This is a genomic window from Anaerococcus porci (genome assembly GCF_009696575.1).
Classification (GTDB): domain Bacteria; phylum Bacillota; class Clostridia; order Tissierellales; family Peptoniphilaceae; genus Anaerococcus; species Anaerococcus porci.
On record NZ_VULQ01000004.1, the window covers coordinates 1 to 25,626 of the forward strand.

28 protein-coding genes are annotated in these 25,626 nt (G+C 29.4%); 25 read left to right on the forward strand and 3 right to left on the reverse strand.

What is annotated here, in order from left to right:
* Both FYJ26_RS10800 and FYJ26_RS04195 read left to right on the forward strand, forming a co-directional pair.
* Nucleotides 1–118: transposase (locus FYJ26_RS10800; protein ID WP_154541029.1), on the forward strand; the 118-nt coding region annotated here is incomplete at its 5' end.
* A 709-nt stretch (nucleotides 119–827) separates the two neighbouring features.
* Nucleotides 828–1,487 (forward strand): winged helix-turn-helix domain-containing protein, encoded by a 660-nt coding sequence (locus FYJ26_RS04195; RefSeq protein WP_154539926.1) that lies wholly within the window; start codon nucleotides 828–830, stop codon nucleotides 1,485–1,487.
* A 292-nt stretch (nucleotides 1,488–1,779) separates the two neighbouring features.
* Here FYJ26_RS04195 and FYJ26_RS04200 read toward each other — a convergent pair whose 3' ends face one another.
* Nucleotides 1,780–2,802 carry a PTS transporter subunit IIC gene (locus FYJ26_RS04200; RefSeq protein WP_154539928.1) on the reverse strand — a complete coding sequence of 341 codons (1,023 nt, stop codon included), beginning with the start codon at nucleotides 2,800–2,802 and terminating at the stop codon, nucleotides 1,780–1,782.
* A 301-nt stretch (nucleotides 2,803–3,103) separates the two neighbouring features.
* On the opposite strand from FYJ26_RS04200, the gene FYJ26_RS04205 reads away from it, so the two are divergent.
* The 8 genes from FYJ26_RS04205 to FYJ26_RS04240 all read left to right on the forward strand — a co-directional run bounded on the left by FYJ26_RS04205 (nucleotide 3,104) and on the right by FYJ26_RS04240 (nucleotide 10,266).
* Nucleotides 3,104–4,267, forward strand: a complete 1,164-nt coding sequence (locus tag FYJ26_RS04205) for a M20 metallopeptidase family protein (RefSeq protein ID WP_154539930.1) — start codon at nucleotides 3,104–3,106, stop codon at nucleotides 4,265–4,267.
* A 178-nt stretch (nucleotides 4,268–4,445) separates the two neighbouring features.
* The gene (locus tag FYJ26_RS04210; RefSeq protein ID WP_154539932.1) at nucleotides 4,446–5,825 is read left to right on the forward strand and encodes an MATE family efflux transporter; all 1,380 of its coding nucleotides are present in this window, start codon (nucleotides 4,446–4,448) and stop codon (nucleotides 5,823–5,825) included.
* Between the two features lie 39 nt (nucleotides 5,826–5,864).
* Nucleotides 5,865–6,245: a MerR family transcriptional regulator gene (locus FYJ26_RS04215; RefSeq protein WP_176269764.1), complete on the forward strand. Its 381-nt coding sequence runs from the start codon at nucleotides 5,865–5,867 to the stop codon at nucleotides 6,243–6,245.
* Nucleotides 6,209–6,640, forward strand: a complete 432-nt coding sequence (locus tag FYJ26_RS04220; RefSeq protein ID WP_154539936.1) for a GyrI-like domain-containing protein — start codon at nucleotides 6,209–6,211, stop codon at nucleotides 6,638–6,640. The genes FYJ26_RS04215 and FYJ26_RS04220 overlap by 37 nt, the downstream gene beginning before the upstream one ends.
* Nucleotides 6,641–6,693: 53 nt before the next feature.
* Complete coding sequence (locus tag FYJ26_RS04225; RefSeq protein WP_154539938.1) at nucleotides 6,694–7,557, forward strand: nucleoside hydrolase; 864 nt, start codon at nucleotides 6,694–6,696, stop codon at nucleotides 7,555–7,557.
* Nucleotides 7,558–8,082, forward strand: a complete 525-nt coding sequence (locus FYJ26_RS04230) for an FUSC family protein (RefSeq protein WP_154539940.1) — start codon at nucleotides 7,558–7,560, stop codon at nucleotides 8,080–8,082.
* A gap of 80 nt (nucleotides 8,083–8,162) precedes the next feature.
* On the forward strand, nucleotides 8,163–9,053 hold the full coding sequence (locus tag FYJ26_RS04235; protein WP_154539942.1) for an ABC transporter ATP-binding protein: 891 nt from the start codon (nucleotides 8,163–8,165) through the stop codon (nucleotides 9,051–9,053).
* Nucleotides 9,046–10,266 carry an ABC transporter permease gene (locus FYJ26_RS04240; RefSeq protein ID WP_154539944.1) on the forward strand — a complete coding sequence of 407 codons (1,221 nt, stop codon included), beginning with the start codon at nucleotides 9,046–9,048 and terminating at the stop codon, nucleotides 10,264–10,266. The genes FYJ26_RS04235 and FYJ26_RS04240 overlap by 8 nt, the downstream gene beginning before the upstream one ends.
* A gap of 58 nt (nucleotides 10,267–10,324) precedes the next feature.
* On the opposite strand, the gene FYJ26_RS04245 is transcribed toward FYJ26_RS04240, so the two are convergent.
* The gene (locus tag FYJ26_RS04245; protein ID WP_154539946.1) at nucleotides 10,325–10,981 is read right to left on the reverse strand and encodes a hypothetical protein; all 657 of its coding nucleotides are present in this window, start codon (nucleotides 10,979–10,981) and stop codon (nucleotides 10,325–10,327) included.
* Nucleotides 10,982–11,190: 209 nt separating this feature from the next.
* On the opposite strand from FYJ26_RS04245, the gene FYJ26_RS04250 reads away from it, so the two are divergent.
* From FYJ26_RS04250 to FYJ26_RS04270, 5 genes are all read left to right on the forward strand, one after another.
* Entirely contained in the window at nucleotides 11,191–11,733 is a 543-nt protein-coding gene (locus FYJ26_RS04250; protein WP_154539948.1) for an ECF transporter S component, read from the forward strand.
* A gap of 157 nt (nucleotides 11,734–11,890) precedes the next feature.
* Nucleotides 11,891–12,310 (forward strand): PPC domain-containing DNA-binding protein, encoded by a 420-nt coding sequence (locus tag FYJ26_RS04255; RefSeq protein ID WP_154539950.1) that lies wholly within the window; start codon nucleotides 11,891–11,893, stop codon nucleotides 12,308–12,310.
* Between the two features lies 1 nt (nucleotide 12,311).
* Nucleotides 12,312–13,601, forward strand: a complete 1,290-nt coding sequence (locus FYJ26_RS04260; protein WP_154539952.1) for an HAD-IA family hydrolase — start codon at nucleotides 12,312–12,314, stop codon at nucleotides 13,599–13,601.
* On the forward strand, nucleotides 13,598–14,905 hold the full coding sequence (locus FYJ26_RS04265) for a radical SAM protein (RefSeq protein WP_154539954.1): 1,308 nt from the start codon (nucleotides 13,598–13,600) through the stop codon (nucleotides 14,903–14,905). The genes FYJ26_RS04260 and FYJ26_RS04265 overlap by 4 nt, the downstream gene beginning before the upstream one ends.
* Before the next feature lie 17 nt (nucleotides 14,906–14,922).
* The gene (locus FYJ26_RS04270; protein WP_154539956.1) at nucleotides 14,923–15,735 is read left to right on the forward strand and encodes a Cof-type HAD-IIB family hydrolase; all 813 of its coding nucleotides are present in this window, start codon (nucleotides 14,923–14,925) and stop codon (nucleotides 15,733–15,735) included.
* 53 nt (nucleotides 15,736–15,788) lie between these two features.
* On the opposite strand, the gene FYJ26_RS04275 is transcribed toward FYJ26_RS04270, so the two are convergent.
* Nucleotides 15,789–16,850, reverse strand: a complete 1,062-nt coding sequence (locus FYJ26_RS04275; RefSeq protein WP_154539958.1) for a zinc-binding dehydrogenase — start codon at nucleotides 16,848–16,850, stop codon at nucleotides 15,789–15,791.
* 197 nt (nucleotides 16,851–17,047) lie between these two features.
* Between FYJ26_RS04275 and FYJ26_RS04280 the strand changes: the two genes are divergently transcribed.
* From FYJ26_RS04280 to FYJ26_RS04325, 10 genes are all read left to right on the forward strand, one after another.
* Nucleotides 17,048–17,839 carry an MBL fold metallo-hydrolase gene (locus tag FYJ26_RS04280; protein WP_154539960.1) on the forward strand — a complete coding sequence of 264 codons (792 nt, stop codon included), beginning with the start codon at nucleotides 17,048–17,050 and terminating at the stop codon, nucleotides 17,837–17,839.
* Nucleotides 17,839–18,648: a tRNA 2-thiocytidine biosynthesis TtcA family protein gene (locus FYJ26_RS04285; RefSeq protein ID WP_154539962.1), complete on the forward strand. Its 810-nt coding sequence runs from the start codon at nucleotides 17,839–17,841 to the stop codon at nucleotides 18,646–18,648. Before FYJ26_RS04280 ends, FYJ26_RS04285 begins: the two co-directional genes overlap by 1 nt.
* Entirely contained in the window at nucleotides 18,645–19,529 is an 885-nt protein-coding gene (locus FYJ26_RS04290) for an undecaprenyl-diphosphate phosphatase (RefSeq protein WP_154539964.1), read from the forward strand. The genes FYJ26_RS04285 and FYJ26_RS04290 overlap by 4 nt, the downstream gene beginning before the upstream one ends.
* Before the next feature lie 99 nt (nucleotides 19,530–19,628).
* A complete protein-coding gene (locus FYJ26_RS04295; RefSeq protein WP_154539966.1) occupies nucleotides 19,629–20,774 on the forward strand; it encodes a glycosyltransferase in 1,146 nt (381 codons plus the stop codon).
* A 4-nt stretch (nucleotides 20,775–20,778) separates the two neighbouring features.
* The gene (locus FYJ26_RS04300) at nucleotides 20,779–21,558 is read left to right on the forward strand and encodes a glycosyltransferase (RefSeq protein WP_154539968.1); all 780 of its coding nucleotides are present in this window, start codon (nucleotides 20,779–20,781) and stop codon (nucleotides 21,556–21,558) included.
* Nucleotide 21,559: 1 nt separating this feature from the next.
* Entirely contained in the window at nucleotides 21,560–22,468 is a 909-nt protein-coding gene (locus tag FYJ26_RS04305) for a YveK family protein (protein WP_154539970.1), read from the forward strand.
* Complete coding sequence (locus FYJ26_RS04310) at nucleotides 22,461–23,066, forward strand: P-loop NTPase family protein (protein WP_154539972.1); 606 nt, start codon at nucleotides 22,461–22,463, stop codon at nucleotides 23,064–23,066. Before FYJ26_RS04305 ends, FYJ26_RS04310 begins: the two co-directional genes overlap by 8 nt.
* A 9-nt stretch (nucleotides 23,067–23,075) precedes the next feature.
* A complete protein-coding gene (locus FYJ26_RS04315; RefSeq protein ID WP_154539974.1) occupies nucleotides 23,076–23,576 on the forward strand; it encodes an SH3 domain-containing protein in 501 nt (166 codons plus the stop codon).
* A gap of 660 nt (nucleotides 23,577–24,236) precedes the next feature.
* Complete coding sequence (locus FYJ26_RS04320; RefSeq protein ID WP_154539976.1) at nucleotides 24,237–25,073, forward strand: SAM hydrolase/SAM-dependent halogenase family protein; 837 nt, start codon at nucleotides 24,237–24,239, stop codon at nucleotides 25,071–25,073.
* Nucleotides 25,073–25,624 (forward strand): ECF-type riboflavin transporter substrate-binding protein, encoded by a 552-nt coding sequence (locus tag FYJ26_RS04325; RefSeq protein WP_154539978.1) that lies wholly within the window; start codon nucleotides 25,073–25,075, stop codon nucleotides 25,622–25,624. The genes FYJ26_RS04320 and FYJ26_RS04325 overlap by 1 nt, the downstream gene beginning before the upstream one ends.
* Nucleotides 25,625–25,626: the final 2 nt, after the last annotated feature.

Here is a 25,626-nt window from a genome sequence, read left to right on the forward strand (position 1 = left end):
AAAAGTGATTAGAATATTTCCAAATCAAGAATCGGCTATTAGACTAATAGGAGCAATCCTCATTGATATCAATGAGGATTGGATAACATCTTCTAAATTGTATATTAGAATGAAATAGTAAATATTGGACTAGGATAATTTACACAATATTATGGACTTGACTAATAAAATGACACTAAAAGGTATAAAATAATTAAAAGATATATTTACAAGATATATAGATATTAGAAAGATAGGAAACAATGAAAAAATAAAATTTAATGAGTGTCTAATAAAGGCGAGAAGAGGAGTATCCTAACTATGATTTTGATTATATGCTTATTAGGATAAATGAAAAATTTTATTATACTATTGACTTGATTTCTCTAAGAATATATTAAGAAAGATTTGATTTATTTTGATACATAATAAGATAAGGTTTTTATTCTATAAGTTGATAAGATAAAGATAAGTTCCTTTAACTTAAGTTGATATATTTAGTCAAGTAGTTAAAAATATTATAAAAATCATAGCGAATATATTCTTATACTTGATAAAAAAGTTAAAAGATTGGACAATTCCTCTAACTATTATACATATAAATAATACTGAAAAACTAGGTGTGGATGATTAAGAATATGTAAGAAGCTAATAACTTTACATATAAATTATTAATTGTATCTTAAAGATTAAGGATAGTTTTTTTAAGCTTTTATTGAAAAAATATGAAATGATAATGAATTTTTTCGCTAAATTAATTGAATTAAAGACCTTACAATTATATAATTAGTTGTAAGCGGATAATTCTATTTAAAATTAAACTTTTATGTTTATAGATTGGAGAGACAATGAAAATAGCGTCTATGGAGAATGAAAATGGAATTTCTAATTTGCTGAATTCTAAATTTGATGAGAATGAAGTTGTCGTTAAAAGGTATGAAAATTATGAGGATATTATCTTAGAGGAGGATCTATCAGAATTTGACCTTATTTTGGTTGATATGACTCACAATAGATGTATAGAATTAATTCAATACATAAAGCAAACAACTGATATACCTGTTATATATCTTACTAATAGGTACAAAAAAAGTCCTTATGAACAAGAATTAGATGATAAAGACTTTGTGATTCATTCTTACTCAAGAGAAGAATTTGTGAAATTTACCTTAAAGAAGGTAGAGGAGATTAACAATTCTAAGATTATAAATTTTGGTTTTTGTTCGATAGAAGTTGATAATGGTATTTTTAGGATAGGCAATGATATTTTAAACCTAACTAAAAGTGAAATCAATCTTTGTATCATTCTTATTAAAAGAATGGGAAATCCTGTTTCTAAGGAATTAATTGTAAAAGAGATGGCAAAGATGGGTATAGAAACGACTGATAGGTCGGTTAGAGAACATATCAGAAAGGTTCGAAAGGAATTCAAAAAAGTTAAACTTGCCCCAATTAAGACTGTAAGAGGGGAAGGATACACTTGGGTTTTGGAGTCTTGTGAGTGTTAGCATATAGGTTTAAAACTAAGTAAAGATAGTATTTTTCTATTTAATAATTTAGTTTTTAATTACAGTTTAAAAACAGTATTTAAGTTTTAAACTGAAGCTTAAAAACCGAGATAGGGATTAATAGCTTCAGTAAGGACTTAATACTGTTTTTTTATTTCTTATAATTATATAAAGAATTATTTATAAAAACCAAAAGCAGTATTTCATAAGAGAAATAAAATATTTTCAAATATTTTTTAGATTAAATTCCAAAAACTCTTGTCTTATATTGGCAAGAGTTTTTGCTTTCTTATTACTTAGAAAAATCAAGTTTTAAGTCTCCTTCTTTTATCCATCCTAACTTTCTTACAAAATAATCAATTATAAGAGAAACAATGGCAGGTAATATTATATGCATCAATAAAACTATTAATAGAAGAGTGAAAAATGGAGTTGAACTCATCTCTGTAAAGGTTGATATTTGACCAACCAAGCCACAGGTTCCCATTCCAGCTCCTATTGGGGAGTTTTCAAGTTTAAATACAAGGGTAGATACGGGTCCAAGTATTGCAGAAGCAAGGGTTGGTGGTATAAGTACCCTCGGATTTCTCATTATATTTGGCATTTGAAGCATGCTTGTACCAAGCCCTTGTGCAATCAAACCTTCCATCTTATTTTCTCTGTAAGATATTACAGCAAATCCTATCATTTGACAACAACATCCTATTGTCGCAGCACCAGCGGCAAGGCCTGATAGAGATATGGTCATACAAAGAGCGGCAGATGAAATAGGCAAGGTTAGGACAATTCCTACTATGACTGAGACTATAATTCCCATAATAAAAGGTTTTTGTTTTGTAGCATCCATTATTATAATTCCGATTTGAGTCATGAACTTTTGGATGACAGGTCCTACAAAACTTGAAATTGCAACTCCAACCAGAACTGTTACAACTGGGGTTACAACTATATCAATCTTAGTTTCTTTTGAAATAAGTTTTGCTACTTCAACAGAAATTAAGCTTGCTATGAATACTCCCATAGGCCCACCCAATTTGTTAGAGGCTATACCAACAATAGTTGATGAAAATAAAATCATTCTGTCAGCCTTTAGAGCATAGGCAATTGATACAGCTATTGCAGGACCTGTAGCTTCTTGTGCAAGTGGCCAAATTGTTTCGGATAAGAATTTTATATTAAAAGATTGTCCTATAGTATTTAGGATTGTTCCTACCAAAAGTGTTGCAAAAAGACCAAAAGCCATAGCTCCCAAGGCATCTATAAAGTAGACTTTTGCTGAAAGGCTTATACCTTTTTTTTCTAAAAATTTTCTCATTATATTCCTCCTAAGTTTTTATATATTAAAATTATTTTATAATATATTTTATTTTTTGTAAATATTCTTAAAATATGGCGAATTTTTTTTAACAATTAGACTAATTTGTATTTTATCAAACGATTATAATGCATTAAATTCTTGCTAATCCATATTTTAAACAAGAAGATTTTATACATATAAAAATTATTAATTTTATCTCTGATTATTAGTAATTATTTTCAGAAATGGGTATAGAAGTATAGGAATAAAAATCTCATCATTTGATGTTTTTTTTATTTTGAAAAGAAAGGATGTTATTATGAAAGATTATTTTAAAGAAGCAAAAGAACTAAAAGATCAATTAATAAAAGACCGTAGACACATTCATGAAAATCCAGAACTTGGATTAGAATTACCAAAAACCAAGGCTTATGTAAAAAAAAGGCTAGAGGACTTGGGTGCTGAAGTTAAAGAAATTGGGGAAAGTGGTATACAAGCGACCATTAAGGGAGAAGCAGGTGGTGGAAAGACAGTGCTTATAAGGTGCGATATGGATGCTCTTCCTATGGATGAGGAAACAGGACTTGATTTTTCATCTAAAAATAAAGGGGTAGCCCATACTTGTGGTCATGACCTTCATACAGCTATTGGACTTTCTACTGCAAAACTTCTAACAGAGCATAAGAAAGACTTCAAGGGTGAGGTAAGATTTATGTTCCAACCTGCAGAAGAAATCTTTAAAGGCTCTAAAATGATGATAGAAAATGGAGTGCTTGATGGAGTGGATATTGCTTTAGCTCTTCATACAAATCTAAATCACAAGGCAGGCTCAATTTCTTATTATGAAGGATATATGGCAACTAGTTGTGATAACTTTAAAATAAATATAAAGGGTCAAGGTGGTCATGGTGGTTATCCTCATACTACAAAGGATCCAATAAATGCAGGTGTAATAGTATATCAACAATTTAACCAACTTATAAGTCGTGATGCGAATCCATCAAAGCATACTACCCTAACATTTGGACAATTTGCTTCAGGCTCAAACTCTAATATAATTCCTGATACAGCTACACTTCAAGGAACTATTAGAACATATGATCCAGAAATTAGGGAAAAACTTCTTAAAAGAATGGATGATATCGTAAAGGGAGTAGCTAAGCTTACAAATTGCCAAGTAGACCTTGAGTTTTTTGCAAGTGTTCCAAGTCTTTACTCAAATCCTGACCTTACAAAAGAACTTGTAGGATATGTAAAAGATTCTTCAGATGTAGAAATGATAAGCAGTGAAAGACTTATGGCAAGCGAGGATATGGCTTTTGTTTCAGAAAAAGTTCCAACAGTTTATTTCTTGCTTAACTCAAAAGTTGAAGGAAATGAATTTTCTCATCATAATCCAAAGGTAGACTTTTCAGAAGATGCTATGCCTATAGGAGTAGGCTTATTCCTAACTTGTGCTATTAATTGGCTAAATAACAATTAAATTTTACAATTTCTGACCAGCCATAGGGCTGGTTTTATTTTACAAAAATTAAAGAAAATTACATTATTGAAAATAAAGCATATTAAAAAGTTCACTTTTACATAAATATTTCTTGACTCTATAATAACTATAGAGTTTATAGTATTAAGGTATGATAATATTTTAAGGAGAATTAACGATGAATTATAAAAGAAAAGATATATTAAAAAAGATGGCTTTATTTTCTATACCATATCTTATATCAATCCTTATGCAGGCTTTGTATGGTATGGCAGACTTATTTATAGTAGGTCAATTTAATGGAGTAGAAAGTATAACAGGAGTTTCTATAGGTAGCCAGGTTATGCATATGATAACCGTAATGATTATAGGTCTTGCTATGGGAACTACAGTACTTATTGGAAAAGCAGTAGGTAGTGGAAGAAAAGATGAGGAAGCAAAGATTATAGCTAATACTGTAAATATATTTTTTATATTTTCTATAATCATTACTATAATTTTATTATATTTTCTAAAGTCTATAGTTTATCTTATGTCAACACCAAAAGATGCTATAAGCGAAACGATTCATTATCTTAGGGTATGCTTTTTGGGAATTCCTTTCATTGTTTTCTATAATGTAATAAGCTCTATTTTTAGAGGAAAGGGTGATAGCAAAACACCAATGTATTTTGTAGCTATTGCTTGTGTTTCAAATATTATCCTAGATTTAATTCTTATAGGTGTGCTAGGAATGGGAGCTATGGGTGCAGCACTTGGGACTGTCTTATCCCAGGCTGTAAGTGTGATTGTTTCTCTTCTTTTTATGATGATTAAAGATATGGGTATAAAAGTAAAAAAATCCGATTTCATTATAAATAATAGGATTATAAAAGAACTACTTAAAACTGGTGTGCCGATTTCTCTGCAAGATGGGTTTATACAAATATCATTTTTACTTATAGCCTTATTTGCCAATCTTAGAGGAATAGAAGATGCAGCTGCAGTTGGCATAGTTGAAAAAATTATAGGAATTTTATTTTTAGTTCCCTCTACAATGCTTTCTACAGTATCAGCCTTATCAGCTCAATATCTTGGTGGTAAAAGAATTATTCATGCTAGAAAAACTCTTAAATATGCGATTTTACTTTGTTTTTCATTTTGTATGATATCATTTTTATTAATGCAGTTTGTAGCAGAAGACATAGTGGGACTTTTTACAAGTGATAAGATGGTAATAATAAAGGGAGGCCAATATATGAGAGGTTATGCTTTTGATTGTGTTCTTGCTGGAATTCACTTCTGTTTTAGTGGATATTTCTTTGCTTGCAAAAAATCTTCTATATCTTTCTTTCATAACTGCGTATCAATCATATGTGCAAGAATTCCTATATCATATTTTGCATCAATTTACTTTAAAGATACACTTTTCCCAATGGGACTTGCACCAGCAGTTGGCTCTCTTATTTCAGTTATAATTTGTCTTATAGCCTATAAATTTATAAAAAAAGATGAGGATAAGCTTATAAAAAAAGAATTATTGAAGGAAAAGATATATGGAAAAAAAAGACTTATTTAGAATAGGAGAGATGGCAAAGATTTTTCATCTAAGTGTGGGATTTTAAGATATTATGAAAAGATAGGACTTATAAAACCTCATTATATAGATTTGAATTCTAGTTATAGATACTATCATACTAGTCAATTTGAAAACTTTAATACTATAAGATATCTAAGAATCCTAGGCATGCCACTTGATAAGGTATCTGAATTTTTAAATGATAGGTCTATAGGAAGTATAAAAAATATGCTTAATGAACAAAAGGATGAAATTTCTAAAAAAATTAAGGAACTTACACTTATAAAAAGAAAAATAGACAATAGATTAGTTCAACTTGAAAGTGTAGAAAAAAGTAAACCTGTAATTATTAAGATTAAAAAAGTTCCATCTAGAAAAATTGTTTGGATAAAAAAACTTCTAAAGTTAGAAATGAAATAAATATAGAATTTTCTATAAGAGAACTTGAGAAAAACGAAAAAAATGCCATGGTGTTTTTTGGAAAGGTTGGGTTGGGAATATCCAAAGAAAATCTTCAAAAATCAAATTATAATACCTATGATAGGTTTTTTTTAATTCTTGATGAGGAAGATAACTACAACGGAGAAACTTCTTTTATAAAAGAGCATAAGTGTGTAATTATTAGGTATTTTGGAGGGCATGAAGATGCCTTTAAGCTATATGAAAAATTAATGGTATTTATAAAAGAAAACAATCTTGAAATAACTGGATTTTCACAAGAAATCACTCTAATTGATTATGGTTATTCCAATGATAAGTCAAGGTTTCTTACAGAGATACAAATTCCCATAAGTGATAGCCATATAACTTGTTAGAGCTATGAATATATTAGCTTAATTGGTATAATTACTTTTAAAGGAAGTGAATTATGCAAAGAGAAAAACCATTTGTTTACATAGATACAAATTTTAGCTTATCAGAGATGTTAATGATAAAACTTGCCTTTAATTCAAGTGAGTTTGAGCTTGTAGGTTTATCAACTATAACATCTTTTATGGATAGTAAGACAGCAGCCAATAATATCCTTTCTATGGCAGGTGAGGAAGGTCTTATCTTTCCTATAGCTTCTGGAGAGAATAAGAACTTAAAGGGACAAGATATACTTAGTCTTGGTGAAAATAAGACTTATTTTAATAAGCCATTAGATTATTTACAAGAAGATGAAGGATATAAGGCTTTGTACCAAATAGCCCAAGATTGTGGAAGGCTTGATATAATTACTACAGGACCTTTGACAAATATTGCCAAGGCTATTATAAAATATCCAGACTTTGTTTCCTATATTGACCATATTTTTATATTTGGTTCAAGTTTTGGCATGGGCGATATCACTCTAAATTCAGAATTTAATTTCTTTACAGATCCAAAGGCTGTAAATATCGTTTTAAATGAAGATATAGAAACTTTTATTCTGCCTATTGATCTTTCAAATAGTTTAGGACTTTCTGATGATATTTTAAAAATTGATACTCATGATGAGATTTTATCTAAGATTTTTAATCTTTATAAAAAACTTGATAAGGATCAAAGAGATATATCTAGGGCACTTTTACTTTATATGGCCATGACTCCACAGGCATTTATATTTGAAGAAAAGTCTATCAAGGTAAGTGAAGATATTGATAGGGGAAGAATTTTAGAAATTGATGGGAAAAAGAAAAAATATATAGCAAATAGGGTAAATGAGAAAAGTTTTTATGACTTTTTAAGGGACAAACTAGGTGATATATAGATGAAGTTAAAAAGACCTGGGCAAAGAATTTTAAAAACATCACTGGCAGTTTTTTTATCCTTTGTTTTTTCCCATTTTAGGTCAAGCTATGCCTTGCCTTTTTATTCTGCCATAGCTGCGATTATTTGTACCAAATCAGACTTTAATGACTCTATAATTGTTGGGGTAAATAGGATTTTTGGGACACTCATAGGTGGTATTTGTGGATTTTTATATTTATTGTTTGTAAAAAATAGACTCAATAGTGAGCTTATAAATTATTTTTTTATCTCAATAATAATAGCCTTTTTGATATGGTTTATGTCAAGTATTAATAAACCTAATGCCATATCTATTATGGCAATAGTTTTTTGTTCTATATCTATAAATCACGCAGGAGAAAGCTTTGGAGCTATAGAATTTGCTTTAAATAGGACCTTAGATACCTTGGTAGGGGTTGTTATAGCAATCTTTATAAATTCTATAGACTTTGAGCTTAGAAAATTTATGATATTTAAGAAAAATAAGGACTCTAAGGACTTGTAGTCTAGAGCTTTTATTATTTGGATAGGTTTATATTTTAAAATAAAGGGTAGTAATTTAATAGAAAAATACAAGGAGATATTATGTTAAAGGTTAACAATGTTACAAAAAGCTTTGGTGATGTTACTGCCTTAGACCATGTAACTTTTGAAGTGGGAGATGGAGAGCTTTTTGGAGTTATAGGTCAAAATGGTGCTGGCAAGTCCACGCTTTTTAGGTGCATAATGGATTTTTATTCTAAATATGATGGCGAAATCACTTATAATGATAAGAAATTTTCAAAACTTGCTCTTGAAAAAATTGGATTTTTGCCAGAAGAAAGATCACTTGATCCAAAAAGAAAGGTAGAAGATCAAATTAGATATTTTGCCAAATTAAACAAGATGAAATTTTTATCAGATACTAAACTTAAAGAATGGTTTGATTACTTTGAAATAGATGGAAAACTATCATCAAAGATAAAGGAACTTTCTAAGGGCAACCAACAAAAGGTTCAACTTTTGTGTTCTTTAATCTATAAGCCAGAATTTGTAATTCTAGATGAGCCATTCTCAGGACTTGACCCTTACAATATAAGGCTTTTGCAATCTATCATAAAGGATATAAATAAGGAGGGAACTACAATTATGTTCTCTTCTCACAATATGGAAAATGTAGAAAGTCTATGTAATAAGTTAATCATGCTTAAAAAGGGAAAAATAGTTTTGAATGGTTCACCATCTGAGATAAGAAATTCTTATGAGAGAAAAAAACTTATTGTAGAAAGTGATAAGGACCTATTTTTCCTAAATGACGAGAATATTGAAATCTTATCTCAAGATGGAAATATGTGGACTTTTATCTTAAAAGATGAGGATTATGCTAAGGTTATTTTTAGAAAGATAGTTGATGAAATTGGATTTGTTCCATATTTTGACCAATCCCCACCAAGCCTTAATGAAATATTTGCAAGAAAGGTGAAAGAAAATGTCTAGATTTTTAACAGTATCCTTAGATACAGCCAAAAAACATATCAAATCAGCTTCCTTTTGGATTATGGTTCTTATGCCTTTTATAATGGCTATTATAATATGGGTAATAGGCTATATATCATCTTCAAATAAAACTCCAGATACTATAGCAGTTGTTACTGAAGATAGCTATAAGAAAAAATTTGAAGAAAATCCCTTGATTGATTTTAAATTTATAAATAATAGGAATGAGGCTAAAAAAGCTCTAGAAGATAAGGAAATATCAGCCTATCTTCTAGTGGAAAACAAGGAAGGGATAATAAACTTTGATTACTATGGAGATACTACAGCGAGAATTCCCCTTATTGCTATAAATTCACTTTCAGAAGAAATCCAACATGAAGAAAATTTGAAAAATTCTAATATTAATGCCAAACAAAATGCTATACTTTCTCAAAAAGCATCTGTTAATCTTCATGAAATAAAGGATAATTTGCAAAATCCAGTTAATATGATTGCCTTATTTGGAACAATTATGATAATGTATTTTGTATTAATAATTTATTCACAAATTATAATGCTTGATATAGCTGTAGAAAAGGGTTCTAAGATGCTAGAATTTATCTTCTCATCAGTTAAAGCTGGAACTTACATGGCAGGTAAAATCTTTGGGACAATACTAGCCCTAATAATTCACATAGGTATATATATAGTTTTTGGATTAATAAGCTTTGCTATAATAAGGCTTACTGGTTTGTGGGATAAGATAGGGCAAATGATTGATTTGAATAATATTTTAAAGGGGGTCAACTATCCTTTAATTGCAGAAATATTTTTGTTCATGGTATTAGGAATAATGATATTTATTATACTTTCAGCCATGCTAGGCTCTTTGGTACAAAAGCAAGAAGATGCTGGAAAGATGTCTACGCCTATTATGCTTATAATTATGTTTGCCTACTTTATATCAATATCCTTTGTTGGAAGTGAGCCAAACTTATTTATAAAAATACTTTCATATATCCCATTTGTATCAACTTTCTTTATGCCAATGAGATTAATCTATGAAAATGCAACACTCATACAAGGTTCTATATCACTTCTTATCCTATTTGTAGGAATTATAGTAATGTATATAATAGCTTCAAGGGTATACAAGAAAAATATACTAAATTATTCAACAGATAAACTATTTGGAAGAGGAAAGAAACTTAAATTAAAAAAGAAAAATAAATAAAATAAGAGGGACTGATGCAAAATAATGAATTATTTTGTATCAATCCCTGATTTTTTGTTTATTTTTTATAAATTCTGTAATTTATTCCACCAACAAGGTCAACTTGGTAGTCTGATTCATCAAAGTATCCTTTTAAAAACTCATACCTATATAAATGATAAGGGGAATTCTCAACTCTTAGTTCAAAGTCTTTTGTATTTATTTCAAAGGATTCATGGTGGTCGTGACTATGTCCACCTTCACAGGTATTATTTAAAGAATCCTCAGGATTGACAAAGTCTTTAAAGTATTTTTCATGACAATTTACATTGGTTATTAAAAATAAGTCTCCGTTTTTATCAATACTTGCAGAAAGTCCATTATCACAAGGCATTCCATCAAGCAAGTACATATTTAAATCAGAAAAAATATCATTGAAATTGTCAAAACATTTACCTTTAGCCTTTTCCCTTCCAAATTCAAATAACTTACCTTTAGCATTATCTGAATTTTTAATGGCATAGGCAAGTCTATTTTCAACCACATCAATCTTTGAGTCAAGCCAACCATGAATATTTTCTTGATCTATTAAAGTATCCAAACTTTCATGACTTACAGCTTTGATTTGTTTATCTAATTTTTCTGTATTTCCATCAAGAAGATAGTTTGTAATCTCATCTTGAAATTTTATTTTATCATACATCATATAATGTATAGGTCCTAGAAATTCACTCATTTAATCACTCCTTTATTCTATCTTAGTATTATAATAAAAATTTTAAAATAATACCGTAACAAATGTTACATATCTACTTTACAATGAAAAATTAATTTTAAAAGATAGGCTGGCATAAAAAGAATAAATTTACAATTTACCATGCCTATTATATAATTGATTTGTATATCTTACATAGATTCATAGATTAATTTGATAAGGAGGATCAGATGAATAATCTTAATACTAAAAAACTTACATATACAGGCTTATTCATAGCTTTAGTATTTATTTTTTCGGCATTTTTCCAAATACCTCTTGCAACACCAATGGGAGAGACAAGATTTCATTTAGGAAATACTTTTTGTATTCTAGCAGGAATAATTCTTGGACCAGGTTTTGGAGGACTTGCATCAGGATTGGGTTCTGTAATATTTGACCTAACAAACCCGCTCTACTTTGCATCAGCACCCTTTACTTTTATAAATAAATTTATGATGGGATTTGTGGCAGGCCTAGTTTATAAACAACTAGGAAAAAAGGATTCAAAAAAATCAGTTGTAATAGCAGGAATACTAGGACAAATAACATATATAATACTTTATTTAAGCTATACCTTCCTAAAAAATAAAATAGCAATGGGCTTATCAAATGTAGCAAACCTTACAGAAGTAGTACAAAAACTTGGAGTCTCAAGTATAAATGGGCTTATTTCTGTAATAATAGCTTCTATATTTGCTCTTGCAATAATAAAAAAGGTTAAATTAGATTAAATTTAAAAATATAATTTTTAAAAAGACGGATTTTTATTTCTGTCTTTTTTTTATATAAAAACGAGCTTAATATATTAAGGAATCTAAAAGCTTATGGGTATAATGTATATAAAAGAATATTAATTTTTAAGGAAAGAGAAAGAAGAAAGGATAAGTAATGATTTATAAAAGATTTGATGATAAATTAGTAATTAGACTTAGAAAAGGTGACAAACTTGTAGAAAGTGTAAGAGAAATCTTAGAAAAAGAAAATATTAAAGCAGGTTTTGTTACAGGAATTGGAGCTACTAATGACCTTAATATAGGTTTATATGATCCAAAAGAGAAAAAATACAATAGTAAAACTTATAAGGAAGACTTGGAGATAACAAATTTTGCTGGAAATATTTCAAATATGGATGGCAAGCTTTACACCCATTTTCATATAACTTGTGGAAAAAGTGATGGAACAGCTATTGCAGGTCACTTAAATGAAGCTGTAATTTCTCTAACTGCAGAGATTTTTATCACTATTATTGATGGAGAAATTAATAGAATTTATGATGAAGAATTGGGACTAAATTTAATTGAGTTTTAATATGAATACTTTTATTTTTGATATGGATGGAACTATCTTTGATACTGAAAGTTTTTATTATGAAACTTGGATTGACTTAGCTAAGATTCATGGCCTTGATTTTGGTATTGAAGATAAGATGAACTTATCAGGAAAACAAAATAAGGAAGCCATAGCCTACATGGTGAAAAACTTCAAAATGGATGAGGATAGGGCTATCTCTTTGAGGGCTGAGTTAAATCAATTAAGGGATGAGAAATTTAAAACACTTGATTATTCCTTAAAAAAGGAGGGACTTTTAGAGATCCTATCCTATCTTAAAAAGGAAAATAAAAAAATAGGTCTTGCTTCATCATCTATAAAATCTAGGATTAATTTTTTGCTTGATAGGGAAGGAGTAGGTGGATTTTTTGATACTGTAATTTCATCAGATGATATAGTAAAGGGGAAACCAGATCCCGAAATATTTAATCTTTGTATGGAAAGATTAAACTCAAATAAAGAAACAACTTATATAATCGAAGATTCTCTTGCTGGGATAAAAGCTGCCAAGGCAAGTGGTGCTGTAGCAGTTTTAATCCTTGATCTTGATAAAAGTGATGAGATAAAATCTCATGCAGACCTTGTTTTCAATTCACTTTTAGATTTTTTAAACTTTATTAAAAAAAATGAAATTGAAGATAGAAGGGATAAAAATTTTAAGATAAATTGTCCTTATTGTAAAACTACTTTCGAAAAATCTCTTCCCACAGCAATTCTAAGGCACATGGAAAGCTATAATCTTTTGGAAGATAATAAATTAGACCTTGTAAAATGTCCTTCATGTGGTCATGAATTTAGGCTTAATTATAGGTTTGCTTATACTGACTATGAGAAAAAACTCATGTTTTTAAATGACCCTAAATTTGAAAAAAGAATTAACCAATTAGCCTTTAAGTCATCTCTTAAACTTGTGGATAGGATAAAGGGAGAAAGTATGGATGGATTTATTATAAGGATGACCACAAATATAGAAGATTTAAGGGAAAAGATTAGGATATATGAAGATAAGAAGATTGATAATATAGTTGAACTTATGAAAATTGTAATTAAGGAGAATCCAGACTTTAAAGTAGATACTAAATCTATTAAAGGATTTTTCTATAAAAATCATAATAAATTTAAGATTATCACCAATACTGGTTCATACGAAATGGATTTTATAGAAGATTTATATAAATCGCTTTTAGATAAGTATGGGGACTTGATAGATGAAAAGGAAGTAAGTCTTGTTGATAAAACTTGGGCTTATGATATGATAAAATCTCTATGATAGTATATTTAGATAAGGAAAATTTAAGAAAGGATGTCTATGATATCTTAAATATTTTCTATGAAAGGTATGACTTTTACTTTGTAGAAGAAAAGAGTAAAGCAGATCTTTTAATTGAAGATAAAAAGATAATATATGATGGGAAGGAGATTTTCTTGAAAGATAAATTAGATATGAAAATCTCCCTATATGAAATCCTAGAAAAAATTACAGGAAAATCATCGGCTTGGGGAATCTTAACAGGTTCAAAACCATTAAAGCTTTTAAAAAATCATAGCCTTACTGACTTAAAAAATATATATAAGGTCTCTGATAAAAAAATTGGCTTATTAAAGTCTGTAAAACTTAGTCAAGATAAGAAAAATTTCAATAAAAATGATTTTAATATTTATATAAATATTCCATTTTGCCCAAAAAGATGTTCTTACTGCTCTTATCCTACTATTGTGTCTAACACAGTAGACAAAAAAGCTTATATCAAAACCATCATAAAAGAAATTAGTGAGATTAATATTCCAAAAAAACTAGATACTATATATATAGGAGGAGGAACTCCTTCAAATCTTGATATAGAAGATATAGAAAGAATCCTTGAAGCTTTAGATAATAAATTTAGCTACATGGAATTTACATTTGAAGCTGGAAGAGAAGATAGTCTAGATTTTGATAAACTTAAATTATTAAAAGACATGGGAGTTGGCAGAATATCCCTAAATCCACAGACTTTTACTAAAAGTGTGCTAAAAAATATAGATAGACCTTTAGACTTTGATAACTTTATAAAATTATATGATTATGCTAAAAGTTTGGGATTTATCATAAATATGGACTTTATCATAGGACTTTTTGGAGAAAGCAGGGAAAGTTTTAGGAAAAATTTCAATATTTTAGAAAAGCTAAGACCAAACAATATAACCTTTCATGCCTTGGCTCAAAAGGTAGGATCTAAGTTTTTTGAAAATAAGGTAAATGGAGATAAGGATGAAGCCTATAAAATTTCAAATGATATAGAAAATTTCATTAAAGAAAATTCCTATAAGCCTTATTATTTATATAGGCAAAAAAATATAATAGGAAACCTTGAAAATGTAGGATATGAGATAGGTAATACAGCACAAAGATATAATATCTTAATAAATGAAGAGCTTGAAAATATTATAGGACTTGGTATGAATTCCAATACTAAGCTTACTAATGGCAAAAAATACAGAAATAGCAGAAATCTCAGAGATTATTATAAGAATATAGGAGATGAGATATATAAAAAAAATAAATTGATTGAAGAATTTTTCATTAATAATTAAAAATAAAAGGAGTAGCCATGGATAAGGATATAAAATTAGTTGCAATTGATCTTGACGGAACTCTTTTAGACTCTCATAAGGAAGTTGCAAAGAGAAATATTGATGCTATTAATAAAATTAGAAGCAATGGAGTCTATGTGGTAATTTCTACAGGTAGGCCATGTGCTGGATTTTCTTGGATACTTGATAAGCTTAATCTTTTTCATGATGATGACTATTCTATAACAAATACCGGTACTCTTATCATGAAGAATATGGATAAGTCAGATGTTTGGAAAAAGTGTCTTAGCATGAAAGACTTCAAATTTGCCCAAACTCTTATTAAAGACAATATGCAAATAGGAATTTACAATAAATATTCTATTTTAAATAATTATAAGGTTATAAACAAACATTTCTTATTTGAGGCAGATATATTAAAAATGCCTATAGAAAAATTTGATGAAAGCGATATGAATACAGATGTTGATAGGATTACTATAACTGGAGATACCCATATAATGGATGAGTTTTCTGAAAAATATAACGAAAAATTATTAAGAGATTACCAAACAGTAAGAAATGTACCAGAAGTTTTCGAAATTTTAAACAAAAAAGCAGATAAGGGAAAAGCCTTAACAGAACTTGGGAAAATGCTTGGTATAGAGCTTGATGAAATGCTTGCAATTGGAGATTCAAATAATGATAAGTCAATGCTTTCAATCGTTGGAATTCCTGCGACTTGCTCAAATGGACTAAAATCAGTTAAGGATATATGTAAGATAGTATCAGACTTTTCAAATGATGAGGCAGGAGTAGCAAGAATAATAGAAGAAGTTTTTGATATATGAATTTATTAAAAAAGGCTATTGCCAATAATTGATTATTTGCAATAGCCTTTTTTTTACCATTTAATATGAACAACAGGTTTTATCAAATCTCTTGGTTTTTCATGCATTATATTAAAGGCATCTTCAATTTTTTCAAAACCATCATATGATTTATTTAGTAAAAGTGATGGGTCAACTCTCTTATTTGCAATCATATTTAAGAGCCTTTCAATTCTTTTTGCTCCACCTGGACAAAATCCTCCCACTATTGATATATCACCCATACCAAGTCCCCATTCAAGGGTTGGGAAAGATATGGTATCTTTAGAGTCAAAATAATTAACATTTGAAATAAAACCATTTGGTTTAACCATTCTTAAAGCTTGATTTATTGAATTGGCATTTCCACCAGCTATAATCACAGAATCAATACCGTTTGGGAAAAGTTCTTTAACCTGCTCATCTACAGGACCTTCTTTATAATTTATAATCTCACTAGCCCCATATTTTTTTGCCAGTTCAACACAATTAGGTCTTGTACCAACACCTATAATGTGACCTGCTCCTTGAAGTTTAGCTCCTGCTACAGCCATAAGACCAACTGGACCAATTCCTATGACTACAACATTATCGCCAAACTTAACCCTAGCATTTTCTACCCCATAAAAACCTGTACTCATCATATCGCAAGTCATAAGAGCTTGGTCTACAGTTACATTTTTAGGTAGGTGAACTAGGTTAGCATCAGCATTATTGACATGGAAAAATTCCGCAAAAGATCCATCTTTTGAATTTAAAAATTTAAAAGATCCCATAAAGCTACTATCATGAGCGTTGTTTATATTACGGTCTTGAAGACCTACTTCGTTCCAATCTGGTGTAACACATGGAACAACTACTACATCACCTTTTTTAAATCTTTTTATTTCGGATGAAACTTCAACAACTTCAGCTACAGCCTCATGACCTAAGATTAAATTTTCCTTAACTCCAGCTCCACCATGAGCTGAGTGAGTGTCAGATGAACAAGGTGCTAGAGCAATAGGTCTTAAAATAGCATCATTTCCCTTTAAGGATGGCTTCTTTTTTTCAATCCAACCAGTTTTTGGTGTCTTTATTACTCCAAATCCTTTCATATATCTCTCCTTTTATGTTTAACTTCAAAATCTTCTAATAATTTATACCCAAGAAGATAGAAATTAAAAATATTAAATTATAAAATATTGAAAATAAGCTAAAAACTAGTATTATAAAACAGTAATTGTTTGCGTAAGATTTTAAAAATCTTTAATATTTTATATTGAAATATAAAATCAGATATGAAGGAGGAGATATGAGTAGATTTTGCTCTCTATCCTCAGGATCTTCGGGAAATTGTGTCTTTGTTGAGCATAGAGGTAAAAAAATTCTTATAGATTGTGGTTTTTCAGGAAGAACTATAGAAAAACTTCTTGAGAAAATCGGAGAAAATGCTAACGATCTAGATGGAATCTTCATAACTCATGAGCATGCAGATCATGTTAAAGGAGCAGGAGTTTTATCTAGAAGGTATGATTTACCTATCTATGCCAATAAGGGAACTTGGCTTTCTTTGATAAAATCATGTGGAAAAATAAAAGAAGAAAATATCAAATTATTCAAGAGTAATGAGTTTTTAAATTTTAAGACATTTGATATCTTGCCAATTAGAATCCACCATGATGCCAAAGAACCAGTTGGATTTATCCTATACTTAGACAATAAAAAGATAACTGTCCTTACAGATACAGGAATTATAGATGAAAAGATTGCAATTGAAATTAGGGGCTCTGATATATATTATTTTGAGGCGAATCATGACCTTGAGGCCCTCAAGAGAGGTCCATACACCTATCCTATGAAAGTTAGGATTATGGGAAACATGGGACATTTATCAAATGAGCAATCAGCTATGGCTTTGGCTGATGCCCTAGAAGGTAAGAATGAGAAAATATTTCTTGCTCACCTTTCAGATACTAATAATTCTGCTGATTTGTGTAAGTTAACAGTTGAAAATTACCTAAAATCATGTGGCTTAGATACTGATAGAGATATAAAGTTAGAGGTTGCTAGAAGGTATGAACCTTCAACCATAGTGGAGTTATAATGGATATAGAAGAAATAGAAAAATCGATAATAAAAAAATATAGGAAGGAACTTTGGTCTAAGTTTGTCAAGGCTGTCAAAAAGTTTGAGCTTATTAATGAAGGAGATAAGGTATGTTGTGCAATTTCTGGAGGAAAGGACTCACTCCTTACTGCAAAACTTGTAGAAGAGCTTCATAAACACTCAAATGTGGATTTTGAAGTAGAATATCTTTCAATGGATCCGGGATATGACTCCTACAATAGAAAGCTATTAGAAGAAAACTTGGCTTACTTAAATATAGATGCCCATATATATGATTCAGATATCTTTGAAGTAAGTGAGAAGATTTCTGGAAACTATCCTTGTTATATGTGTGCAAGGATGAGAAGGGGATTTCTTTATGCCAAGGCCAAAGAGTTAGGTTGTAATAAGATTGCTCTAGGTCATCATATGAATGATGCCATAGAAACTACTCTTATGAATATATTCTATGCTGGGAATTTCAAGACCATGAAGCCAAAGCTTAAAGCTCAAAACTTTGAAAACATTGAGCTTATAAGGCCAATGTACTTTATAGAAGAAAAAGATATAATAGCTTGGAGGGACTATGCTGGACTTAATGCTCTAAATTGTGCCTGTACAGTAACAAAAAAAAGCGAGTCCTATACTAGAAAAAAGATTAAAAATCTAATTGATGACTTAAAAGACGATATACCAAATCTTGAAAAATCAATCCTAAGATCTGCCGACAATGTAAATTGCGACATGGTATTAGGTTATACCTTAAATGGCAAAAAACATTCATTCTTGGAGGAATTTGAACAATGATATTAGACTTATTAAAGGTAGCTATCCTTTCAATTGTAGAGGGAGTTACAGAATTTTTACCTGTTTCATCAACAGGACACCTTATTTTGGTAAACGAATTTGTAAAACTTGAACCAGATGGTTTTGCCAATGCTTTTAACGTTATAATCCAGCTTGGGGCTATACTCTCAGTAGTAGTTTTATATTTTAGAAAACTTAACCCTTGGGATTATGAGAAGACAAGAAACTACTTTCCCAAAAATTACAATAATTTAAATATGCAATCAAAGGCATATTATAGGCTAAGTCACCCTGACCAAAATACCATAGAATTATGGAAAAGGGTAATAATTGGGGTTATACCTGCAGGAGTTTTGGGACTTTTACTTGATGATTTTATAGATGAACACTTATTTAAGCCAATGGTCGTTGCAGCAATGCTTTTGATTTGGGGTATAATTATAATCTTGGTTGAGAATAAAAATAAAAGAGAAAAAATGCAAAGACTTGATAATCTAAGCTTGATTTCTTTTAAAACAGCCTTTTTTATAGGATGCTTTCAAGTTCTTGCAATGGTACCAGGAACAAGTAGATCAGCTGCAACTATAATAGGAGCCATGCTTTTAGGCTTGTCAAGGGGAGCAAGTGCAGAATTCTCATTCTTTCTTGCAATCCCAACTATGCTTGGAGCAACCCTACTTAAGGTTATTAAAAATGTATCAGGTTTTTCAGGCTATGAGTGGTTTTTAATCCTTGTAGGAATGGTTTTATCATTTATAGTTGCCTATATAGTTATAAAGAAATTTATATCTTATGTTCAAAGAAATGATTTTATAATTTTTGGGAAGTACAGGATAGTCTTATCTATTCTTGTATTTTTATTCTTTGTAATATTTAGGTAAATATCAGGGGATTTATTCCCCTTATTTTTATGCTTTAAAAAAACTTACTAATGGTGTAAAATTAGACTAAGAGTTAAAATTAGACAAAGAGGAAAATAGATGAAAATATTATTTTTTATATCAGCATTTGCACTTTTTTATGCAATGCTAGGTTATCCAATTACTTTAATATTACTGGATAAAATTTTAAAAAAGAAAAACAAAAAGGACTATACATATAAACCCAAGGTATCAATGATAATTTCAGCCTATAATGAAGAAAAAGTTATAGAAAAAAAACTTGAAAATATCACAAAATCAGACTACAAAAATCTCGAAATCATTATAGCCAATGACTGCTCTGATGATAGGACTGTAGAAATTTCTCAAAATTTCATAAAGAATCATCCAGATATAGACATAAAAATAAATACAGCCAAAGACCACTTTGGAAAGACTAATGCACAAAATGAGGCAGTTGCTGTGGCTAATGGTGAGATTATAGTTTTCTCTGATGCAAACTCCATGTTTAAGGAAGATGCTATAAAAGAACTAGTGTCATATTTTACCTCAGATGATATAGAATATGTATGTGGTTCACTAATATATAAAAAAGATGATGATATATCAAGTGTTGTTGCAGAAAATACTTATTGGAATCTTGAGCTTAAGATGCGTGAAATAGAAAGTAAGATTGATACTATAGCTGCAGGAAATGGGGCAATCTATGCTTGTCGAAAAAAAGACTACAGACACTATAATCTTGTTTCAAGTCATGACTATGAAATGCCACTTTATGCAGGACTTAGTAATAAAAGAGCACTTTACAATAAGGATGCCATAGCAGTAGAAAAGGCAGGAGCTACAACTGAAGATGAATTCAAAAGAAAGGTTAGGATGCAAAGAAGGATATTGACAAATATTTTTACAAACTTAAAAAGACTCAATGTATTTAAATATGGTTGGTTTTCTTTCTTTCACTTTAATCACAAGACCCTTAGGTTTTTACAAAGCTTTTTTCATATAGTTTTATTTGTAAGCAACATATTTTTGTTAAATGAAGGGCCATTTTATAAAATTACATTTTTAGGACAAATTTTATTTTACCTAATAGCCCTACTTGGATATTTAACGAAATCTCAATCAAAATTATTATATTTTCCACTTTATTATTCTATGATGATGCTTGCACAAATAAAGGGTGCTATCAACGAAGCAAGTGGTAAAAGCAAGCCAACATGGGAGAAGGCAGAATCAACAAGGTAGAATTATGAGATTAGAAGTATTAGTATCAACTATGCATCAAAATAGCATAGACTTTTATAAGAAATTAAATATAAAATCAGATTGCATAATAATAAATCAAACTGATAAAGAAAACTATGATGAAGTGATAGATAAAGGCCACAAGATAAGGATGATATCTACAAAAACAAGGGGACTTGGTAGGAGTAGAAATATTGGATTATTAAATTCTAAAGCTGATATAATATTATTATGTGATGATGATGAAGTATTTGAAGATGATTATGTTGAAAAAGTTAAATCGGAATTTGAAAATTATTCTGATACACATTTTTTCATAATGAAGACTATAATTTATCAAAATGGAGAAGAGATTATAAAGGTAAAAGATGATAGTGAACTTAAACTATATAATAGTTTAAAATATGGGTCAGTTCACTTTGCCTTTAAAAGAGAAGTAATAGAAAAGTACAATATGTCATTTTCGACTTACTTTGGAGCAGGTACAAATCATGGCTCAGGTGAGGATTCTTTATTTCTAAGAGATGCTTTCAAAAATAATCTTAAAGTAAGATCATCAAATAAGCTTATTGCAAAAGTATACAACGATGAGTCTACATGGTTTACAGGCTATGATGAAAAACATTTTTTTGATAAAGGAGTGCTTTCTAAGGCTTTATTTCCCAAAGCTTATAGGTTATATATAGAATACTACCTAAAAGGTCACGAAAAATTAATGATAAATATAGATAAAAAGACAGCTAGAAAGAAGATGTTGGAAGGGGCGAAATATTTTGGAGGTTAAGATGAAAAAGAAAAAATCGATATTAAGCGTTATACCCAAAGCTCTAGTTTTTGGTATTATAGTGGGTATAGGATTTTACTTTTTGGCACCAAGACTTGGTCTTAAAAGTTATAGGGCGCAAGCCAAAATACTTACAACTGATACTAAAAATATAGAAAAAGATGATAAGACTGCCTACACTTATGCAGAAACTATAAATTCAGATGCTATTAAAAATAAGGTTATAGAAAATCTAAAACTTAATTTAAATCCAGCAGAACTTGACGAAAAGATGGATATTGATACAGTATCAAACACCCATATTATTAATATAAATGTAAAAGATAGTGTAAAATTAAGGGCAGAAGACATAGCAGATGAGTATGCAGATCTTACGGTTTCAGTAATAAATCAATTATATAATGCAAATGCCAAAGTTCTTGACTATGCTTATCAAAACGGATCTTTATTAAAGCCTTCGGCAGAAATGACAACTAGAGTTGGTCTTGCAGCCTTTGTAACATATTTTATCCTATCTTCTTTGCGAATATTCTTATCAAACTCTAGAATAGAAGATGAAATTATAGACGACAATAGAAAAGTTATAAGAAAAGTAGTCTTTGAAGAAGATAATGATAATGAAAAAGCTAAAGATTATGAAGATAAAGAAGAAATTGAAGAGAATAAAGATAATGAAGAATTTGTAGTTTATGAAGAAGTTGAAGAAGACAAAGAAGATGAAAAAACTAAGGAATCTGTAAAAATAGATGAGTTCAATAAAGTAGAAGAAGACTATGGATATAGGTATAAGAATACTAAAGAGGATAAAGAAGAAAATGTAGAAACAAGGGAAATATTCATAAATGACGGTAAAAAATATATGATTATATCTGATATACCAAAATATGAAGATGGTGATTTAGATGTTTAATAAGAACAAGAATTTAAGAGTAAAAAAAGCTTTTGAAAATCTTAAAGATAACTTTATAAAGTCGGTTGATAGACACGAAGTTATTCAATTTGTACCAGCTACTGAAAAAATAGATAAGACTTCTATAATTCTCAATCTTGGAAGAATACTCACGAAAAATGGATATAAGGTCATAATAATAGAATCAGACTTTAGAAATCCAACACTTTCTGAAAAGGCAGAAGTTGAGATAAATAGGGGACTAGTTGATATATTAGAAAAAGAAAGACCTTATGAAAATTATATTATAAATGATTCCATAGAAAAAGGGCTTGATATGATACTTGCTCCGGAAAAAAGAGAAGACACTCTAGGTTTTCTTGATATAGATAGGCTTGATGATATATTTTACTTACTTTCTGAAAAGTACGACTATATCTTACTTGATACAGCAAGCAATGAAAAAAATGATGATGCACATTTTTATGCTGACTTAGTAGACTCAGTAATGATTCTTGCACCTAAAAAAGATTTCAGGGACAAAAAATTAAAAAATGCCCTAGAAAAGCTTGAAAATGTTGGGGCAAAAATAAGTGCAATCATAAAAACAGAAAAATAAGGAGCTATTATGAAAAAGAAAATTTTATTTATTTTAAGCCTTGGACTTATCTTGTCTGCTTGTCAAAAAGAAGACTACAAGTCTCAAAGACATCCTGAAGAAAACAATAAAAGCCAAGTTGAAGCCAATGTACAATATAGTAAAAAAGATAAATCTAATGACACAAGTAATGCTAAACTTAAAAAAGAGAATCCATCAGAAGAGAAAAAGGATGAGAAAAATGCATCCAATACAGACAATAAAGAAAATAAAAAGATAGAGAATGAAGAAGAAAAAACAAAAAATCAAGATGAAAAAACAGAAAATAAAGATGAAAATATAGAAGGTTCATTTACAGTAGATAATATAACAAATATCAGACGAAATACAACAACAGACTCAGAAATAGTAGCAAAATTACAACCAGGGAATATAGTAAACAGAACAGAAATTGATGGAGAGTGGTCAAAGGTTATATTCGAGTCATATGAAGGATATATCTTGACAGAACTTCTTGTTCCAGCAAATTAATATCTATTTTTAATGTAGGGCAAAAAAGCCCTATTTTTTATATCTGTATATAATTTATTATTCATATTATGGTGAAAGAACTTTATACTTTTAAAAATTATACATATATATAATTGTGTAAAAAAAGTCATTTGAAAGCTTATCTAGTAGAATATTTTAAAAATAAATAGGTAAATCAAATTACCTAATTAAATCTTACAATCAATTGTTTGAAAAAAGATAGGTATTTATGTAGTAAAGCTATCTAATATAGAGATACTGACGGATAATATAAATGTAAGTAAAAGTGAAAATAGTAACTTTAAAGCTAAGAATAACAAAGGTAATAGAAAATCTATGTGAAAAACCTATAAAAGCACTTTTTAAATAAGGACATAAAACTATCTTGTTTAGAATATTCATGTAAATGTCAAATTATAATTTAACAAAAAATAGTAGTATATACCTATAATAATAAAAATAAGACTATAGCAAGCTTGATGAGCTTTTTAGAACCTATCTTTTGTAAGGCACTAAAGCTTGAGATAGATACATAGTCATCTCTTGGTAAAGAATGGTGTTTTTTTAATATATATTGCTATTTTTATTGACTAGGTCTATTTTTTAAATATAATTAAATTATATGATAATTTCATATGAATTATTTTTAGGGGGATAAAAATGAGTACACTAGTTTTTCAATCTGACTTTGGTTTAGGTGATGGTGCAGTTTCTGCAATGCATGGAGTTAGCAACATGGTAAATCCTGATATCAAAGTTGATGATTTAACTCATGAAATCAAGCCATACGATATATTTGAAGCGTCATATAGGCTCTTACAAACTATTTCTTACTGGCCAGAAGGAACAGTTTTTGTATCTGTAGTTGATCCTGGGGTAGGTTCTGATAGACATTCTATAGTAGTCAAAACAAATTCAAACCACTATATAGTAACACCTGATAATGGAACTATTTCTCATGTGGCAAAATTTATTGGACTTAAATCAGCAAAAATTATAGATGAGCTTAAGGATAGGCTACCATTTTCAGAAAATAGCCATACCTTCCATGGTAGGGATGTTTATGCCTATAATGGTGCAAAACTTGCAACAAACGAAGACTATTATGAAAAGCTTAAATCTTGTGAAATAAAGAATCTCGTGATTAAGGATATTAAAGAAGCTACAATTACAAATGGAGTTATTGAAGGAACAATTGATATACTTGATATTAGATTTGGCTCTTTATGGACAAATATAAGCCTAGATCTTTTAAAAAAAGTTGGTATAAATCAAGGCGATAGCATCAAAGTCACAATTTATAATAAAGAAATTAAAAAATATGAAAATCAAATGACTTTTGGTCATTCATTTTCAGATGTTGCTCTTGGTGAAACTATAGCCTATATCAATTCGCTAATTAACTTAGGAATTGCTATAAATCAAGCGTCATTTTCAGATACTTATCAAATAGGAACAGGATCTGATTGGATAATTTATATTAGAAAGGAAAAATAATGAAAAAGAATAATTCGATTACAACAATAGTAGCAATTGGTATTGGTGCGGCAGTATTTTTTATCTTAGGTAGATTTTTATCTATTCCAGTTGGCTTTATTCCTAATACATCAATTGAAACAACCTATCCATTTTTAGCACTTATGTCAGTACTTTTTGGACCAGTAGCAGGAGCATTAATTGGCTTTATAGGACATGCAATTAAAGATCTTTTAACATATGGTCTTTGGTGGTCATGGGTTATCTCATCTGGGGTAACAGGTTTGGGTTATGGACTTGTAGGCAAAAATCTAAATCTTAGAAATGGTGAATTTACAAAAAAAGACATTATCAAATTTAATATTGGACAAGTAATCACAAATATAGTAGCCTGGGCTGTTGTTGCTCCAATTTTAGATATCCTTATCTATTCAGAGCCGGCAAACAAGGTATTTACACAAGGTCTAGTTTCAGCAGGACTTAACTCACTAGCTGTAGCAATCCTTGGTACAATTTTAATCACAGCCTATGCTAAAACTCAAATAAAAGAAGGTTCATTAAGTAGAGATTAATT

Coding starts and splice junctions, on each gene's coding strand:
- FYJ26_RS04195 (WP_154539926.1), top strand. CDS start 828: ATGAAAATAGCGTCTATGGAGAATGAAAATGGAATTTCTAATTTGCTG.
- FYJ26_RS04200 (WP_154539928.1), bottom strand. CDS start 2,802: ATGAGAAAATTTTTAGAAAAAAAAGGTATAAGCCTTTCAGCAAAAGTC.
- FYJ26_RS04205 (WP_154539930.1), top strand. CDS start 3,104: ATGAAAGATTATTTTAAAGAAGCAAAAGAACTAAAAGATCAATTAATA.
- FYJ26_RS04210 (WP_154539932.1), top strand. CDS start 4,446: ATGAATTATAAAAGAAAAGATATATTAAAAAAGATGGCTTTATTTTCT.
- FYJ26_RS04225 (WP_154539938.1), top strand. CDS start 6,694: ATGCAAAGAGAAAAACCATTTGTTTACATAGATACAAATTTTAGCTTA.
- FYJ26_RS04230 (WP_154539940.1), top strand. CDS start 7,558: ATGAAGTTAAAAAGACCTGGGCAAAGAATTTTAAAAACATCACTGGCA.
- FYJ26_RS04235 (WP_154539942.1), top strand. CDS start 8,163: ATGTTAAAGGTTAACAATGTTACAAAAAGCTTTGGTGATGTTACTGCC.
- FYJ26_RS04240 (WP_154539944.1), top strand. CDS start 9,046: ATGTCTAGATTTTTAACAGTATCCTTAGATACAGCCAAAAAACATATC.
- FYJ26_RS04245 (WP_154539946.1), bottom strand. CDS start 10,981: ATGAGTGAATTTCTAGGACCTATACATTATATGATGTATGATAAAATA.
- FYJ26_RS04250 (WP_154539948.1), top strand. CDS start 11,191: ATGAATAATCTTAATACTAAAAAACTTACATATACAGGCTTATTCATA.
- FYJ26_RS04255 (WP_154539950.1), top strand. CDS start 11,891: ATGATTTATAAAAGATTTGATGATAAATTAGTAATTAGACTTAGAAAA.
- FYJ26_RS04260 (WP_154539952.1), top strand. CDS start 12,312: ATGAATACTTTTATTTTTGATATGGATGGAACTATCTTTGATACTGAA.
- FYJ26_RS04265 (WP_154539954.1), top strand. CDS start 13,598: ATGATAGTATATTTAGATAAGGAAAATTTAAGAAAGGATGTCTATGAT.
- FYJ26_RS04270 (WP_154539956.1), top strand. CDS start 14,923: ATGGATAAGGATATAAAATTAGTTGCAATTGATCTTGACGGAACTCTT.
- FYJ26_RS04275 (WP_154539958.1), bottom strand. CDS start 16,850: ATGAAAGGATTTGGAGTAATAAAGACACCAAAAACTGGTTGGATTGAA.
- FYJ26_RS04280 (WP_154539960.1), top strand. CDS start 17,048: ATGAGTAGATTTTGCTCTCTATCCTCAGGATCTTCGGGAAATTGTGTC.
- FYJ26_RS04285 (WP_154539962.1), top strand. CDS start 17,839: ATGGATATAGAAGAAATAGAAAAATCGATAATAAAAAAATATAGGAAG.
- FYJ26_RS04290 (WP_154539964.1), top strand. CDS start 18,645: ATGATATTAGACTTATTAAAGGTAGCTATCCTTTCAATTGTAGAGGGA.
- FYJ26_RS04295 (WP_154539966.1), top strand. CDS start 19,629: ATGAAAATATTATTTTTTATATCAGCATTTGCACTTTTTTATGCAATG.
- FYJ26_RS04300 (WP_154539968.1), top strand. CDS start 20,779: ATGAGATTAGAAGTATTAGTATCAACTATGCATCAAAATAGCATAGAC.
- FYJ26_RS04305 (WP_154539970.1), top strand. CDS start 21,560: ATGAAAAAGAAAAAATCGATATTAAGCGTTATACCCAAAGCTCTAGTT.
- FYJ26_RS04310 (WP_154539972.1), top strand. CDS start 22,461: ATGTTTAATAAGAACAAGAATTTAAGAGTAAAAAAAGCTTTTGAAAAT.
- FYJ26_RS04315 (WP_154539974.1), top strand. CDS start 23,076: ATGAAAAAGAAAATTTTATTTATTTTAAGCCTTGGACTTATCTTGTCT.
- FYJ26_RS04320 (WP_154539976.1), top strand. CDS start 24,237: ATGAGTACACTAGTTTTTCAATCTGACTTTGGTTTAGGTGATGGTGCA.
- FYJ26_RS04325 (WP_154539978.1), top strand. CDS start 25,073: ATGAAAAAGAATAATTCGATTACAACAATAGTAGCAATTGGTATTGGT.